Source organism: Actinoalloteichus spitiensis RMV-1378 (assembly GCF_000239155.1).
Taxonomy (GTDB): Bacteria; Actinomycetota; Actinomycetes; order Mycobacteriales; family Pseudonocardiaceae; genus Actinoalloteichus_B; species Actinoalloteichus_B spitiensis.
Genome location: NZ_AGVX02000048.1, coordinates 1 through 16,508, shown reverse-complemented (window position 1 = coordinate 16,508; position 16,508 = coordinate 1). Strand labels below are relative to the sequence as shown.

Annotated in this window: 7 protein-coding genes; 3 read left to right on the top strand and 4 right to left on the bottom strand. The window is 70.9% G+C overall.

The features are described from left to right. Positions 1-54: 54 nt before the first annotated feature. The 3 genes from ACTIDRAF_RS0202740 to ACTIDRAF_RS0202730 all read right to left on the bottom strand — a co-directional run bounded on the left by ACTIDRAF_RS0202740 (position 55) and on the right by ACTIDRAF_RS0202730 (position 3,755). Positions 55-870 (bottom strand): alpha/beta fold hydrolase, encoded by an 816-nt coding sequence (locus ACTIDRAF_RS0202740; protein ID WP_016697188.1) that lies wholly within the window; start codon positions 868-870, stop codon positions 55-57. A gap of 94 nt (positions 871-964) precedes the next feature. Then, a complete protein-coding gene (locus ACTIDRAF_RS0202735; RefSeq protein ID WP_016697187.1) occupies positions 965-2,302 on the bottom strand; it encodes an aspartate aminotransferase family protein in 1,338 nt (445 codons plus the stop codon). 61 nt (positions 2,303-2,363) lie between these two features. Next, positions 2,364-3,755, bottom strand: a complete 1,392-nt coding sequence (locus ACTIDRAF_RS0202730) for an aldehyde dehydrogenase family protein (RefSeq protein ID WP_016697186.1) — start codon at positions 3,753-3,755, stop codon at positions 2,364-2,366. A gap of 674 nt (positions 3,756-4,429) precedes the next feature. Here ACTIDRAF_RS0202730 and ACTIDRAF_RS0202725 point away from each other — a divergent pair. The 3 genes from ACTIDRAF_RS0202725 to ACTIDRAF_RS0202710 all read left to right on the top strand — a co-directional run bounded on the left by ACTIDRAF_RS0202725 (position 4,430) and on the right by ACTIDRAF_RS0202710 (position 9,206). Continuing rightward, the gene (locus ACTIDRAF_RS0202725; protein ID WP_016697185.1) at positions 4,430-5,755 is read left to right on the top strand and encodes a glycosyltransferase; all 1,326 of its coding nucleotides are present in this window, start codon (positions 4,430-4,432) and stop codon (positions 5,753-5,755) included. Positions 5,756-6,554: 799 nt separating this feature from the next. Continuing rightward, a complete protein-coding gene (locus ACTIDRAF_RS26925; protein ID WP_016697184.1) occupies positions 6,555-7,742 on the top strand; it encodes a serine hydrolase domain-containing protein in 1,188 nt (395 codons plus the stop codon). 339 nt (positions 7,743-8,081) lie between these two features. Then, positions 8,082-9,206 (top strand): DUF1648 domain-containing protein, encoded by a 1,125-nt coding sequence (locus ACTIDRAF_RS0202710; RefSeq protein ID WP_016697183.1) that lies wholly within the window; start codon positions 8,082-8,084, stop codon positions 9,204-9,206. Between the two features lie 106 nt (positions 9,207-9,312). On the opposite strand, the gene ACTIDRAF_RS26920 is transcribed toward ACTIDRAF_RS0202710, so the two are convergent. After that, positions 9,313-16,508: non-ribosomal peptide synthetase (locus tag ACTIDRAF_RS26920; RefSeq protein WP_016697182.1), on the bottom strand; the 7,196-nt coding region annotated here is incomplete at its 5' end.

Below are 16,508 nucleotides of genomic sequence, written 5' to 3'. Positions count from 1 at the left end.
TGGGCGGGCAGCGGCGGCGGCGACGTCCTCGGTGGAGCGGCGCCGGGGAGCCGGTCAGCGCGGAGGGTGCTCGGCGAAGAACGAGACCAACTCGGCGTTGACCGCCTCCGGTCGCTCCAGGTACCCGTAGTGGCCGGAGTCCGCCAGCTCGACGTACCGGGCGGCCGGAATGGCGTCGGCGACCTCGCGGCAGAGGTGCGGCGGGAGGACGAGGTCGTCGGCGAAACCGATCACCAGCGTGGGCGTGGTGATCGACCGGTAGGCGGCCAGCCGGTCCGGGATGATGTCGAGGTCCAACTGCGCCCGGTAGCCCTTGGAGTGTTCGGCGGGCACCATCTCGAAGATGTCCAGCCAGTCCTGGCACTTCTGGTCGTCGTTCAGGGTTGCCGGTGAGAGCACCTGCATGGCGCGGATCGAGGCCGCGTAGCGGGCCGGCAGCTCGACTCCGCTGTCGACCTGCTCCCGCTCGGCCAGGGCGGCGAACCGCCGCATGGCATCGGTGCGTCCTCGCGTCGCCATCAGCACCGCCTGGCTCGCCAGGTCGGCCCGGGTCACGAGGAGTTCCTGCACGACATGGGCTCCCATCGAGGTCCCCACCAGCCGGCAGGGCCCGAGCCGCAGGTGCTCGACGAGCCCGACGGTGTCGGCCACCAGGTCCTCGACGGTGAACCCGACCAGGTCCCGGGTGCTGGGCGAACTCCCCCGGTTGTCGAAGGTGATGACCCGGTAACCCGCCGCCACCAGGGCGGGCACCTGGTGCAGGTGCCACGCTCGCCCGCTGGAACCGGACCCCATGACGAGCACGACGGGCTCACCGTGGCCCACATCCTCGTACGGGACGCTGATGCCGTTGATGTCCGCGGTCGGCATGTCCTACCCCTGTCTGTCGTGATCTCGTCGGCGGGCGTGGGCTCGGTGGCGGCGGGTCGACGTGGCTGCGTCGACCGCTCGGTCGGTCGGGAGGTCAGCTCGTCAGGGCGTCGGTGACCGCGAGGGCGTCGTCGAGGGCCTTGAGCCCCAGCGCCAGCTCCTCCTCGCTGATCACCAGCGGCGGCGCGATGTGCAGCCTGTTCATGTTCACGAACGGCCAGACCCCGTTCTCCCGCACCGCCGCCGCCAGCTGGTTCATCGGGGCCGCGTCGGCCCCGCTGGCGTTGAACGGCACGAGGGGCTCCCGCGTCTCCCTGTCCCGCACCAACTCCACCGCCCAGAACAGGCCTCGCCCGCGCACGTGCCCGACGGAGGGGTGGCGCTCGGCGAGCTCTCGCAGCGCCGGTTCGACGACCTCCGAGCCCAGGCGCCGCACCCGGCGCAGCAGGTCGGTCTCCTCGAACACCTCGATGGAGGCGACCCCGGCGGCGCAGGCGAGTGGATGACCCGAGTAGGTCAGTCCTCCCGGGTAGGCCCGGTCGGTGAACGTGCCGGCGATCCGCCGGGAGATGACCACGCCGCCCAGCGGGACGTAACCGGAGTTCACCCCCTTCGCGAAGGTGATCAGGTCGGGGACGACGTCCCAGGCGTCCACCGCGAACCACTCCCCGACCCGGCCGAACCCCACCATCACCTCGTCGGAGATGAGCAGGATGCCGTGCCGGTCGCAGAGTTCCCGCACTCCCGCCAGGTACCCCGGCGGGGGGACGAGCACGCCGTTGGTGCCCACGACCGGTTCGAGCAGGACGGCGGCGACCGTGTCCGGCCCCTCGAACTGGATGACCTCGGCGAGGTGGCGGAGCGCGCGGTCGCTCTCCTCCTCCTCCGTGGTGGCGTGGAAGGCGGACCGGTAGAGGTGCGGGCCGAAGAAGCGGGCCACGCCGGGCACACCCGGCTCGTTCGCCCACCGCCTCGGGTCGCCGGTCAGCGTGATGGAACCGGCCGTCGCCCCGTGGTAGGAGCGGTAGGCGGAGAGGATTTTGTGGCGGCCGGTGTGCAGCCTGGCCATCCGCACCGCGTGCTCGACGGCCTCCGTGCCCCCGTTGGTGAAGAACACGGCGTCGAGGTCGCCCGGCGCGCGTTCCGCGATCAGGCGGGCCAGGGTGGACCGCGTCTCGTTGCCGAACTGCGGTGCCACGGTGCAGAGCCGCTCGGCCTGGTCCCGGATGGCGGCCAGGAGCCGGGGGTGCCGGTGGCCGAGGTTCAGGTTGACCAGTTGGGAGGCGAAGTCCAGGTACCGGTTCCCGTCGTGGTCCCAGAACCAGCACCCCTCGCCCCCGGCGATGGACAGCGGGTTCACCGCCCCCTGCGCCGACCAGGAGTGGAAGACGTGGTCGCGCTCGGTGGCGAGGGTCTCGGCGGCGTCGCTCATGCCCTTGCGGCCCCTATCTCTCGGTGTCGTGGACGTCGGTATCCGGCGTGAGGTGGTCCGGTCACGCCGGATACCGCTCCCAGTGTGCCCCGAAGATCATCCGCTCGTCCGGGACGGCCGGGGCGATGGGCCTGGAGACCGTCGTGTGGTTGAGGAAGTGGCGCCAGGTGACGTTGCCGGACACACTTCCGCCACCCCAGCTCCCGCTGGACAACGTCGTCGTGAACGGTACTCCGTTGTCGAAGCTGCCGGTGTTGGACATCGTGGACTGGTTCACCGCGACCCGGCAGGTTTCGATCTGCTCGGCGAGTCTGCGGACGCGGTCGTCACGGGAGCTGTGGATGCCGCAGCTGTGCCCCCGACCGCACCGGTGGAGGATGCTCCCGACGAGCCGGACCGCTTCGTCGAAGTCGCGGTAGGTCGCCACGGTGAGCAGCGGCGAGATCTTCTCGCGCAACACCGGACTGTCCCGCTCGGGGTCAGCGCAGGGCAGGACGAGCACGGTCACCTTGTCCGGCTCCTCGAGCCGGATCCCGGCCTCGCGGGCCAGCTCGGCCGGGGTTCGCCCGATCGCATCCCTGTTGAGGGTGCGGTCGTCCGGCCACAACAGGGTGCGGAGCGCACGGGCCTCGCCGTCGTCACACAGGTGGGCTCCACGTCCGGCGAGTTCGGCCCGGAACCGGTCGGCGACCTCGTGGTGGACGAGGACGTTGCTCTCGGAGGAGCAGGAGGTGCCGTTGTTGAACCCAGCCCCGCTGGCGATCAGCTCCGCCGCCGACGCCAGGTCCGCCGTCTCGTCGACGATCACCGTGGCGTTGCCCACTCCCGCGCCGATGGCGGGCGTGCCGCTCAGGTACGCGCGGCGAACCGTGCCGGCGCCGCCGACGGCCACGACGTAGTCCGCCGCTGCCATCAACTCCTCGGCCTGGGCGCGTCCCGGCTCCTCCAGGCACTGGACGAGGTCGACCGGGGCTCCGACCGCGGCGAGGGCGGCGCGCATGATCCCGACCGTCGCGAGGGAGGCGGAGCGCGCCCTCGGGTTGGGGCTGAAGACCACCGCGTTGCGGGTCTTGAGCATGGGGAGGGCGTTGCAGACGATGCCGGGGCTCGGGGCGGTGGCCGGGCTCGCCGCCGCGATGACGCCCAGCGGTTTGGCGATGCGCTGGAGCCCGAGTTCCGGCAGGTCCTCGACGAGCCCAACCGTGCGGACGCCGTGCAGGTCCCTCAGCACGCCGAGGACGCGCCGCCGCTGCATCAGGTACAGGTGTTCCGGATCGCCGAGCCGTGTCTCCTCGTGGCCGAGGGTGGCCAGTTGCCGGGCGTTGTCCTCGCGGTAGCAGTGCCAGCCCACGGCGACGACCGCCTCGTCCACGCGTTCCTGGCTCCAGAACGCGACCTCCGACTGGGCGGCTCGGGCGCGCCGGACGGTTTCCTGTACCACCTCGCTGATCATGTGCCTGATCTCCTACCCCTGCCGCGGGATCGCTATTTCCGGTGAACGCACACCCTTGCGTGGTTCCAGGGCGGTTCCGGCAACGCAACCTCCCGGCCAGGGGTGTCCAGTCAACGGTGGTCCAACCTATGCACGCGGGCGGGCGGGGAAAACCACCTTTGCCCTGATTGAAAAATCAGCTGGCGAGGGGTACCAGGAGAGCGGCGCGCCGCGCGTCGAACCGGACTGGTCCCACCGCGGCCGGGGAAGCCGTCGGCGGCGGTGGGCCTGGCGCCGGGGGCATCGGAGGTTCCTGCCTCCGGGTCCGGCGATCGGCGTGAGCAGCCGGTTCCAGTCGGAACCGGCGCGGTGGGGCATCCCGCCCCGGTCGCCGCTGACGCACGTCGGCGCGCTTGTGGTCGGGACTGGTCTCGTCGGCGGTTCCTCTCCCCGACGAGGATGCGACCAGGACGCGGCACCTCAACTTCGACTGTCGTCAAACCGGCTTGTCGACGGCGGTACCGGCCCCGTACGTTCCCGGGAAATCGCCTCGGTGGATGCCATTCCACCACACGGAATTTCTGCGGCCGGCCGGGGAAGTGCTTCTCCTGCCGACGGGTCCGCGGGACCGGAGGAGAGTCCGTGCACCACGAGCGCGCAGTCGCGCCTCACAGACGGCCAAGGGGATTCAGCAGGTGAAGGCACTTATCTACGCGTTCGGATCGCGGGGCGACATCCAGCCCTACCTGGCGCTGGCGCACGCCCTGACGCGGGCGGGACACGAGGCGGTCCTGTGCGCGAGCGCGAATTGCGAGTCCTACGCGGCGGACTACGGGATCGAGTTCATCCCGCGTGACGACTGGATCGTGAAACTCCAGCTGGAGGACCCGGTGGTCCAGCAGGTGGTGATGACGACCGGTGACGATCTGGCGCAGGTTCCCAAGGACGTGCGCAAGGCAGCGATCCAGAAGCTCAAGCAGGTCCAGGACGAGGTGTTCCCGCGCCTCCTCAAGGACATGTCGGACGGTGCCGCCGCGGCGGGAGACGTGGACGTGGTGATCCACCCGCACAACCCGTTGGATCACGGTCACCAGATCGCGGAGAAACTCGGTGTTCCCTCGGTGATCGCGGCGTTGCACCCCCACTTCGTCCCCTCGGGTGACTACAACAGCCAGTTGCTCAAGCCAGGCCGCACGCGGTCGCCGTGGGTGAACCGCCTCAGCCACCGGCTCGTGCCGTTCTTCCAGCAGAAGAAGAAGGACATCGAAGCCTGGCGGCGGGAGACCCTGGGGCTCCCACCTCGGAAGGGACAGCACAACCGCCTCGTGCGGGCGGATGGGCAACCCGTGACCGTGCTGCACGGCTTCAGCCCGCACGTGATCACTCCGTCGGCCGACTGGCCGGAGACCGTACACAACACCGGGTTCTGGTTCCTCCCCGCGAAGCCCGACTGGTCGCCGCCCGCCGAACTCGTGGACTTCCTGGAGGCCGGGGAGAAGCCGGTGTTCGTCGGCTTCGGGAGCCTGCGGAAGGGCGAACCGGCCGACCGGGGCAAGATCGTGATGGACGCGATCCGCGCCAGCGGTCACCGCGCGATCGTGGGCACGGGATGGGGTGGGTTGGAGATCACCGATCCTCCGGAGAACGTGCTGGTCCTCGACGAGGTGCCCTACGACTGGCTGTTCCCCAGGGTACGAGCCGCGGTGCACGCGGGCGGTACCGGCACCATGAACGCGGCTCTGGTCGCCGGCGTACCCCAGGTCGCCTGCCCGTTCCACCTGGAACAGTTGTACTGGGCCGACCTGGCCCATTCCCACGGCGTGTCGACTCCTCCGATCCGGCAGAGCAAGTTGGACGTTCCCACCCTGGCGGCCGCGATCCGGCAGGCCACGTCGGACGCGTCCCTGGCGGAGAACGCCAGCAGGCTCGCGGAGAAGCTGCGGGGTGAGGACGGGACGGCGACGGCCGTGCGCGTCCTCGAGCAGGTGCACGCGCGCCACCGGGCGGCGTCCGCCCTCTGATCGTCACGCCTGGACCAGCGATGGTCCAGGCGTTTCTCTCTTCTCCGCCCAGCCGGGTCGAGACCGGAGATGGCTCCCCGCTCCACTGGGTCGAGATGATCCCACCCGCCTGAGGAGACCTCGCGGGCTCACCGCGACGGCGCCACCCGCGATCGCCGCATCGAACCTCCGCCGCCATCGCACCTCACCGCGTCACCGCCACGGTCGGTGTGGGTCCCGCCTTCTCACGGCCCTCGGGGTGGATGTCGTGGCCACGAGCGCACCGCGACCGGTACTCCTCCTCCCCTCGAGCGGACCCGCCCGCCCTGATGTCCGTCGTGTCCGGGCGGGGCTTCCGGTCCTCGGGCCAGGGCGCCACGCGCTCGCGACGGCGCCTCCGCCGTTCCGGGGGACCCGCACGAGGGTGACCAGGTGAGGAACGGGCGGCGTGCGGTGCCCCCGCCGCTCGCCCGCTCCTGAACCTCCCGGGGGTGGTCCAGCCGCGCGGTTGGGCGTGCCACCACCGGTACTCGCGGTCACGCCCGAGCAGCCTGCGGGCCTCCCCCATCACTCACCCGATCGAAGGGTTTTCCCGGTCAGAACACGGGTCTGTTTCGTCCGAACGAGACAGTTGTGGGCACCGGAAGCATGAGGGCTGGAGGCCACCGCCGCACCCATACCCTCCTCCCCGGCTTGCGACAAGGATGTACTTTGATCTATAACTACTACAACAAACAGCACGGACCGAGCACACGCAACCCAGCTCGCGGATGTGACGAAGCCCGCGTCGACGTCGGCGCGCGAACCCGAGGAGCGGAACATGTCGTCTGCCCGTGTCACCCGAACCACCCGCCTGGACGCCCCGATCCCCCACCCGTCGGTGGCAGCCGACGCCCTCACCCGCCCGGACTGGGCGGGAGTTCCTCCGACGGAAACGCCCCGGTCCTGGGGCGACCGCAACGCCCTCCTGGAGAACGCCGCCGACGACCTGCACCATTCGGGCGTCCCGGCCGTCCTCATCCACCACCGGGTCGGGGACAACACGGTCAAGGCCCGCAACCGGGGGACGGACACCGCTCCCGCGATCCCCTTCAACGCGCGCTTCCGCATCGGCGGGGCCACCCGGGCGTTCGTCGCCGTTGTCGTCCTCCAGTTGGTGGCGGAACGTCGCCTGACCCTCGACGCGCCGGTGGCGCGTTGGTTGCCCGGCGTCCTGGACGGCACAGACCACGCGGCCGACATCACCGTGCGGCACCTGCTCCAGGAGACCAGCGGTCTCGCGGACTTCCGCCAGGACCTCGACCAACTCCACGACGCCGCCCAGTTCGCCGCCCGCCGTTTCCGCTCCTACCGGCCGGAGCAGTTGGTGGATCTCGCCCTGCGGCACGACGCGGAGTGCGCGCCGGGAACCAGGTGGCGGTACCGCGACATCAACTACGTCCTGCTGGGGATGCTCGTGCGCAGGGTGACCGGGAACTCCTGGGACGCCGAGGTCCGGCAGCGGATCATCCGGCGACTGGAACTGACCGGGACCGCCGCCCCCGGCGACTTCCCCTTCGTGATGGGCCCGCACACCGAGAGCTACGACCGGTTCCCCGGTGCGGGAAGCCCGGTGAACACCACGCTGTTCAACCCGTCGTGGGCGGACGCGGCTGGCTCGTTGATCAGCACCACCGACGATCTGGGAAGGTTCTTCCGCGCCCTGCTGGGTGGGCGGCTGCTCGGGCCGGCGGAGCTGGCGGAAATGCTGCGAACCGTCCCGGCCCGCGCCCCGGGAAGCACCGCCGAGGCCCACTACGGCCTGGGGATCTTCTGGCGGCCGATGGCCCAGGGCGGGGGGTGTTGGGGACACGACGGGAACATTCTCGGCTTCCACCACCACACGGCGGTCACGGAGAACGGTGACAGCGAAGTCGTGATCGCGATGAACGGAGTCGGGGAGCACTCGGAGCGGCTCGCCACCCTCCTCGTGGACACCGTTCTCACATCCCCTGCGCCCCGCTGCTGAGCCGAGCGCCATGACCAGGGCGGTTCCACCGGGGTGTTCCCGGCGGACCCCCTCCGAAATGGCGGCTCCCGCTCATGCTCGGGCACGTGACCTCGTCGTGATCGGCAACGGGTGGATATCGCGCTGGTGCGAGAACGGCGATCCGAACACCTCCACCGGCCCGAGGTGGGGAATTCCCGCTGGTACCGCCATCCCGCCCGCCGGATCAGGCACCGGCACATCGCTTCGGCTGACACCAAAACCCGCTCGAGTTCCGCACCGCGACGTTGCCCGTGCGACTCGGCCGACCGTAGCATCGAAAACCTGCCGCGCGATCGAAGCAACAGATAGGCACTCCCCTTGTTCACCAACCTGCTGGAGCAGATCGGCGTCCCGCTCGCGCTGGGTGCGGTCCTGCTTGTGGCTCCCACTCCCATTCTGTCCCGGAAGACGGTGCCCTTCTCCGTTCGAGTCCCACCGGACAGGGTGGACGATCCGGTGATCGTGGAACAACGACGTCTTTACCGGAACCGGCTTTCCGCCGTCGTACTGGTCGTTGTCATCTCCTCGATGGCGCTCGGCCAGGTGGTGGACCCCCGGATCGTGTACGGGCTGACGGGTGTCGCCCTGTTGATGGCGACCGGAGTGGTGTGGCACCAGGCGAGTCGCGCGATCACCACCGCCAAGCGCCGGGATGGCTGGTACGAGGGCCGACGACAGGGCGTGGCGGCGGACACCACACTGCGCACGGACCCGGTCCCCTTCCCGTGGCTCTGGACGTCACCCGCACTGGCTGTCCTTCTCGCGACCACCGTGGTGGGTGTCCTGACGTACCCGACGCTGCCCGACACCTTGGTGATGCCCGCGTCTGGCGGCGTGGACGCGACGACCGAGGTCGGAACCTCGGCCCTGACGGCCTTCGCCCTGGTGCTCCTCCAGGCGGCGCAGACGGGCCTCGTGCTGGGGTTGACCGCCGGGATCCTGCGCTCACGCGGTGACATCGACCCCGCACAGCCGGACACCAGTGCTCGGCGATACCGGCGTTACCTCACCCAGACCAGTCGGGGTCTCGTCCTGGTGCTCGCCGCGCTGAACCTCGTCTTGGGCGGGCTCTCGTGGGTGATGTGGACCGGCAGGCACGACCAGACCACCGTCGTACTGCTCGTCACGGTGGCACCGGCCCTCCTCGCGGTCGCCGTCGTGGGTTTCCTGCTGGTCCGGGTCGGACCGGCCGGCAGCAGGGTTGCCGTCCCCGACCAGCCGGAGGAGGACAGCGGCCTGGTGCAACGGGACGACGACCGCTTCTGGCGAGGGGACATGATGTACTCCAACCGCGAGGACCCGGCGATCCTGGTACCCAGGAGGATGGGTTTCGGCTGGACGTTCAACCTCGCCAACCCGATCACCCGCATCCTGTTCGGCACGGCCATCCTCGGCACGCTCGTCCTGATGGCCTTCGGGGTGATCACGCCCGAGTGGAGGTGACCTCCCCTCCGCGCGAGGTCCACGGCGTCCCCCGTGACCCCTGCCGGGGGCGGCTCCCCATCACGCGGAGCAGCCCCCGGCCACGCGCCGAGGAGCCAGCAGGGGCTCAGCCCTCGCGCCGTTCGGTGGCGCAGGTCTCGACGAGGGACAGCAACCAGCCGTTCATCTCCTCCGCCAACGAGCGGATGGTCTCCGTGCGGTGCAGTTCACCGGAGTAGCCCCAGGTGAACACCAGCCTTCCCTCCTCGACGGCACCCACCACGTCGATCAGGTGAGCCCGCTGCTCGTCCGGGTGGTGGTCGTCCCCGGGGCACTCGATCCGTTGCCGCAGCAGATTGGACGCCGGCTTCCCCTGCCCCTCCACGGCGAACTGCCCGTGGTAGTTGAAGCTGATCCTCGGGCTGTCGTGGGTGGGCAACGTGCCCGGTGAACCGGTGAGGTGGCGCAGGGCACCGTAGCCGACCCCTCGGTCGGGTACCGCGCGGAGTTGGGACTTCACCGCCCGGAGGGTCGCCGACCATCCCTCGTCCTCCGGGAGCCGGAGGGCGACCGGGTGGATCGAGGTGAACCAGCCGACCGTGCGGGAGAGATCGACGTCCTCGAACAGCTCCTCCCGCCCGTGGCTCTCCAGGTTCACCGCCACGCGGTCCCGGCCCGTCCAGCCGCGCAATGTCCGGGCCAGCCCCGCCAACAGCACATCGTTGATCTGGGTGCGGTAGCGACCCGGGACCCGCTGCAACAGCACCGCGGTGTCCCGCTCCGACAGCGACACCGACAGCATCCGCATGGAGCCGGCCGTGTTGTTCCCGCCGGGGTCGTCGACGGGAAGGTCGAGGCAAACCCCGGGGCCGGTCGCTGCCGTCCAGTAGTCCCGCTGGTCGTCGAACCCGCCCCGCCTGGTGTGGTCCGACAGCCGGGCGGCCCACTGCTGGAAGGACGTCGTCTTCGGCCCCAGGTCCACGGGCTTCCCGGCGACCGCCGCGTCGTAGGCTGCGACGAGGTCACCCAGCAGGATGCGCCAGGAGACCCCGTCGACCACCAGGTGGTGCGCGACGACCGCCAGTCGCGCACCGGCATCGTGGTGCACCACCACGACCCGGAACAGCGGCCCGGAGTCCAGGTCGAGAGTGGACTTCGCCGTCGCGACCCGCTCCCGCCACACCTGGTCGAAGTCCTCCCCGACCCCGGGCCGGACGGCCAGCAGCACCTGCTCGACATCCACCTCGGGCAGCACCCGCAGCTGGTGACCGCCGTTCCCGTCCCGCACGGCGACCATGCGCAGCCCGTCGTGCTGGGACAGCAGGGCGCACACCGCGGTGCGCAGCACCGCTAGGTCCACGTCGCCGTCGAGGTCGTAGGCCATCGACATCGTGAAGTGTTCCGGGGACACCGGGTGCCTCTCGAAGAACCAGTCGATCACCGGCGTGGTGTCCACGGGACCGGACACCACGGCCTGGTCCGCGTGGACCCTCAGCGAACCGGGTTCGGGAAGCGCGCTGGCGAGCGCTGCCACCGTCTGGTGCAGGAACATGTCCTTCGAGGACAGCTCCAGGCCGGCCCGCCGAGCCCGGGACACCACCTGGATGCTCAGGATGGAGTCACCCCCCAGCGCGAAGAAGTTGTCCTCCACCCCGACCCGGTCGACACCGAGCACCTCCGACCAGATCTGGCAGAGCGTCCGCTCGGTCTCACCGCTGGGGGCCCGGAAATCCTCGCCGCCCTGGAACTCCGGTGCGGGCAGTGCGGCCCGGTCCGGTTTCCCGTTGGGAGTCAGGGGAAGCGCGTCCAGGACCACCACGGCCGCGGGCACCAGGTACTCGGGCAGTTCGGCGCGGACCGCGTCGCGCAACTCGGCCCCCAGCGTCTCGGTACCGGTTCCCCCGGTCGCTGACGGGACCGCGTAACCCACCAGCCTGCGGACCCCCGGGGTGTCCTCCCGGACCACCACCGCCGCCACGGCCACGGCTGGATGCCGGGCGAGCACCGCTTCCACCTCGCCCGGCTCGATCCGGAAGCCCCTCAGCTTCACCTGGTCGTCGGCTCGGCCGAGGAACTCCAGTTGGCCGTCACGCCTCCAGCGGGCCCGATCGCCAGTTCGGTAGAGGCGACCACCCCGAGCATCGAACGGGTCGGCCACGAACCGGCCCGCCGTCAGGCCAGGACGATCGACGTAGCCCCTGGCCACGCCCGTGCCCGCCGTGTACAGCTCGCCGGGGACACCCGGGGGGACCGGCCGCATCCACCGATCCAGCACGTACACGCGGGTCCCCGCGACAGGTGTGCCGATCGGCAACGGTCTGCCGTCCGACGCCGCGGCGACGTCCACGTCGGCCGTGGTGCTGAACACCGTGTTCTCCGTGGGGCCGTAGGCGTGCAGCAGTCGCAGACCCGGGAACCGGCGAAGCACCCGCAGGCAGTGGTCAGGAGAGACCACGTCGCCGCCCGTGGAGACCTGCCGCAGTCCGGCGAGGATGGACAGGTCGCCGTCGACGACCTCGTGGAACAGGCCGGTGGTCAGCCACAGCGCGGTCACCCCGCGCGCCGCGACGTACTCGCCGAGCTCGGGAAGGGACAGCGGCCCCGGCGGCGGGACCGCCAGCGCAGCCCCGTTGAGCAACGCCCCCCACACCTCCAGGGTCGCCGCGTCGAACGACAGCGGAGCGACCTGGGACACCACGTCCCCGGGCCCGACCGGAAGGTGCTCCGGACGCCAGCACACACGGGCCACCGCCTCATGCGTGGCGAGCGCCCCCTTGGGCCGGCCCGTCGACCCGGAGGTGTAGATCACGTACGCGGCGCGGGACGAGCTGATCGGGGGGACCGACGGCGGTTCGGAGGGTCGCCCCCGCACGGACGCCGCCGTCGCCGGGTCGTCGAGAACGGTCGCCGAAACCCCACCCGGCACCCGGTCCCGGAGGTCGGCTGTCGTGAGCACGAGTGCGGCGCCGCTGTCGGACACCAGGAACTCCACGCGGGATGGCGGGTAGGTCGGGTCCACCGGGACGTAGTAGCCGCCGGCGCGCAGAACGGCGAGCATCGCCACCACGGCGAGCGGTCCACGGGGAAGCAGCACCGCCACCGGGGTCTCCGCCGCCACCCCCCGGTCCACCAGCGCGTGGGCCAACTGGTTCGCACGTGCGTCCAGCTCTCCGTAGGACCAGGCCACTCCCTCCCCGACGACCGCGAGCGCCGAGGGGTCCGACGCGACGGACGCCGCGAACAGGTCGACCAACGACCCCGACGGCAGGGAACGGGTGGTCTGGTTCCACCGGTCGAGGACCCGGACCAGGTCCTCGCGATCCCCGGAGTCGACGCCGACCAGCGGAACATCCGGCGTGTCCGTCACGGCCTCGGCCAGGCGCACCCAGTCCCTCGCCCAACCCCGCACCGTCTCCCCGTCGAACAGGTCGGTGCTGTGCTCGAGGGCGGCGACCAGCCCGGACGGGGTCTCGACGAACTCGAGGGTGATGTCGAACTGGGCGGCAGTCCTGGGCAGCGGGTGGTCCTCGACCACGAGGTCCGGGAGGTCGAGATCGGACAGGGGAGCGTTCTGGAGCACCACCATCGCCTGGACCAGCGGCGTCCGGCTGGTGTCCCGTTCCGGTGCCAGCTCGTCGATCAACCGGCTGAAGGGTACGTCCTGGTGGGCGAAGGCCCCCAGCACGGTCTCCCGCACCTCGGCGAGGAACTCCGTGAAGGACAGCCGTTCCCGAACACGGGTCCTCAGCACGACGGTGTTGACGAAGAACCCGACGAGGCCCTCCAGCTCCGCCCGGTCCCGGCCCGAGGTGGCGGTGCCGACGGCGATGTCGGTCTGTCCGCTGTGCCTGGAGAACACCAGGGCGGTGATCGCGGTCAGGCTCATGAACAGGGTCGCGTCGTCCCGGACCGAGCGGAGCTTGTCGGTGAGCGCGGCCGGCACGGAGAAGGTGTGGACCGCACCCGATGTGGTCCGCACCGCCGGGCGGGGACGATCGGTGGGCAGGTCGAGCGGGGAGATGTCCGCGAGCCGCTCCCGCCAGTAGGCCAGCTGCCCGGCGAGCGAGTCGCGGGAGAGCCGGTCCCGTTGCCACTGGGCGAAGTCGCCGTACTGGATCGGGAGCACGGGCAGCTCGTCCTCGGTCCCCTGGTGGACCGCACGGTAGGAGGCGGCGAGCTCCCGCAGGAACACCCCCATCGACCAGCCGTCGGTGACGATGTGGTGCATGGCCAGGACCAGCACCCACTCCCGGCTTCCGACCCGCAGCGCGGTGGGCCGCAGCAGGGGCCCGCTGGCGAGGTCGAACGGCGCGGTGGCCAGCTCGCGGACGGCCTTGTCGACCACGTCCGGGGAGGCGCCGCACAGGTCGACCTCGTCGAGGACCACCTCTCGGGCCGGGCCGACGACCTGCGTCCCCTCGCCGTCCTGGGTGACGAACGTGGTCCGCAGGATCTCGTGGCGCTCCACCAGCCTGGTGAGCGCGGCGCGCAAGGCCGACAGGTCGAGTTCGCCGAGGAGGCGCAGACCGATGCCGGTGTTGTGCTCCACGGACCCCGGAGCGAACTCGTCGAGGAACCACAACCGCTGCTGGGCCGGCGACAACGGCAGCGGACCGGAGCGGTCGACCCGTTCGATGCGTTCCTCCACCGGTTCCTCGGCAGGCTGCTCCAAGATCCGTGCCAGGCCGCGCACGGTCGGGTGGTCGAACATCGCACGGGGCGACAGCCTGAGGTTGAGCGCGTCCTGGATGCGGGAGACCGCGCGCAGGGTGGAGATGGAATCGCCACCGAGGGCGAAGAAGTTGTCGGTGGCACCCACCTCCTCGAGCCCGAGGACCTCCGACCAGATCCCGCAGAGGACACGTTCGACCTCAGTCGTCGGAGCGACCGAGCCCGTCGCCTCCGAGAAGGTCGGCGCGGGCAGCGCACCCCGGTCCACCTTCCCGGTCGGGAGCAGTGGGAGTTCGTCGAGCACGACGACCGCCGAGGGAACCAAGTGGTCGGGCAACCGCTCCGCGAGGTACCCGCGCAGGCCCGGCCCTGAGGGGCACGCCGCCGCGGAGGGCACGGCGTACCCAACGAGCTGTCGGTGGCCGGGCTGGTCCTCGCGCACCACCACCGACGCGGCCGACACGTCGGGGTGGCCGGCCAACGCGTGTTCGACCTCGCCGGGTTCGATGCGGAAACCGCGCAACTTCACCTGGTTGTCAGCCCGCCCCACGAACTCGAGCCGGCCGTCGGCTCGCCACCGCACGATGTCGCCGGTTCGGTAGAGCCGAGTGCCGGACGTGCCGAAGGGGTTGGCCACGAAGCGGTCGGCGGTCAGGGCCGGCCTGTTCAGGTAGCCACGCGCGACCCCGTCGCCCGAGACGTACAGCTCGGCGGGAACGCCAACGGGAGCCAGCCGCAGCGCGGAGTTCAGCAGGTAGACGCGCGTGTTCGGGGTTGGTGCCCCCATGTCCGGGACGCCGTCCGGCTCGTGCGGCAGGAGTCCTATGCTCGCCGACACCGTCGTCTCCGTGGGGCCGTAGCAGTTCACGAAGGACACGCCGGCGGCCTGCCACCGGCGCACGAGGTCAGCGCCGACCGCCTCGCCGCCCGTCGCGACGACCCGCAGCGCACCGGCACCATCAGGATCCACGGTCGCCAGCGCCGTAACGGGAATCATCGCGTGAGTGATGGACCGGTCCCCCAGGAGCGTGGTCAGCTCGGCGCCCAGCGGCGGGTTTGGCGGGGCCAGCACCAGGGCGGCCCCGGAGGTCAGGGTCATCAGCAGGTCAGCGACGGACACGTCGAAGCTGGGAGCGACGAACTGAAGGACTCGGGACGTGCCGTCCAGGCGCAGGGTCTCCACATGCGCGGCCGCCAAGCTCGCCAGCCCCTGGTGGGTGACGACGACGCCCTTGGGCTGGCCGGTGGAACCGGAGGTGTAGGTCACGTACGCCGAGGTCCGGAACGACAAGGGCGTCTCCGGAACGGTGTTCGGTACCTCGGTGCCGGGCTCGGACCGGATCGCGTCGACGGTCACCACGCGATCGGCCACCGCCGACGGCACGTCCAGGTCGGGGGACGTCCCGGTGATCACGAGGCGTGGTGCGCTGTCCGTGAGGAGGAAGTCGATCCGTTCCCGAGGCTGGGTGGGGTCGACGGGCACGAACGCGCCTCCGGCGTGCCACACCGCCAGCGATGCGAGCACCAGGTCCACCGACCGGGGAAGCAGGAGCGCCACCCGACACTCGGGTCCGACGCCGCGGGCCCGGAGGTGGTGCGCCAGTCGACGGGAACGGCTGTCGAGTTCCGCGTACGTGAGGGTGAGGTCTCCGTCGTGCACGGCGGTCGCTTCCGGGGTTCGCCTGGCCTGCTCGGAGATCATCGCCACGACCGGGAGCCCGGTCAGCGCGGGTCGGTCCGTTCCGCTCCACTCCGCGAGCCGTCGACGGTCCACCTCGGAGTGGACGTCCAGCTCGGACACCCGCCCCTCTGGAGTGGTCGTGAGGTTGGTGAGCGCCCGGACGAGCCGCTCGGCCAGCCGTCGCGCGGTGGCAGCCCGGAAGAGCGCGGAGTCGTACGCGAGAAGGAGCTGGACGTCATCCGGTTTCGCCGAGGCGACCAGGGTGAGGGGGTAGTTCGTCGTCTCGACGGTGCTGACCTGGTCGATGCTCAGCCCGTGCCGCGACGCGGTCCGCTCGTCCAGCGGGTAGTTCTCGAAAATGATCAGACTGTCGAACAGCGACACCCCCGCCGGCACCTCGGTGGGGATCTCGGTCAACGCCACGTGGTCATGCGCCCGCGCCTCGGCCTGCCCGGCCTGCACCGACCGCACCCACGACCCCACCGACCGGTCCTCGTCCACGCGGATGCGCACCGGCAGCGTGTTGATGAACAACCCGAGGATGTCCTCCGCCCCGGGCAGGTCCGCCGGCCGACCCGACACCGTCGCCCCGAACACGACCTCCGAGGTGCCCGCGTGCCGGGACAGCAGCAGGGCCCACGCGGCCTGCACCACCGCGTTCACCGTGACCCGCTGCTCCCGCACGAACCCGGCCACCGCCGTGCTGAGCTCGGCGGGCAGTTCGACATCCCACCGGGCACTGGACTGCGAGCGGTGCGCCCGCTCGGGGGCCCGGTCGTAGGGCAGGGGGGTGGGCTCGTCGAACCCGGACAACGTCCGACGCCAGAACTCGAGGCTTTCGGAGATGTTCCGCTTCCTGAGCCACGCCAGGTAGTCCCGGTACGGCAACCTCGATGCCGGTGGTGCCACTCGGTCGGGCTCGCACAGGGCGGCGTATTCGGTGAAGACGTCGTCGAGGAAGCGGAACGTGC

Bases quoted from the DNA above. Each gene is read 5' to 3' on its own strand.
- ACTIDRAF_RS0202735 (WP_016697187.1), bottom strand. From the start codon at position 2,302: ATGAGCGACGCCGCCGAGACCCTCGCCACCGAGCGCGACCACGTCTTC.
- ACTIDRAF_RS26925 (WP_016697184.1), top strand. From the start codon at position 6,555: ATGTCGTCTGCCCGTGTCACCCGAACCACCCGCCTGGACGCCCCGATC.
- ACTIDRAF_RS0202740 (WP_016697188.1), bottom strand. From the start codon at position 870: ATGCCGACCGCGGACATCAACGGCATCAGCGTCCCGTACGAGGATGTG.
- ACTIDRAF_RS0202730 (WP_016697186.1), bottom strand. From the start codon at position 3,755: ATGATCAGCGAGGTGGTACAGGAAACCGTCCGGCGCGCCCGAGCCGCC.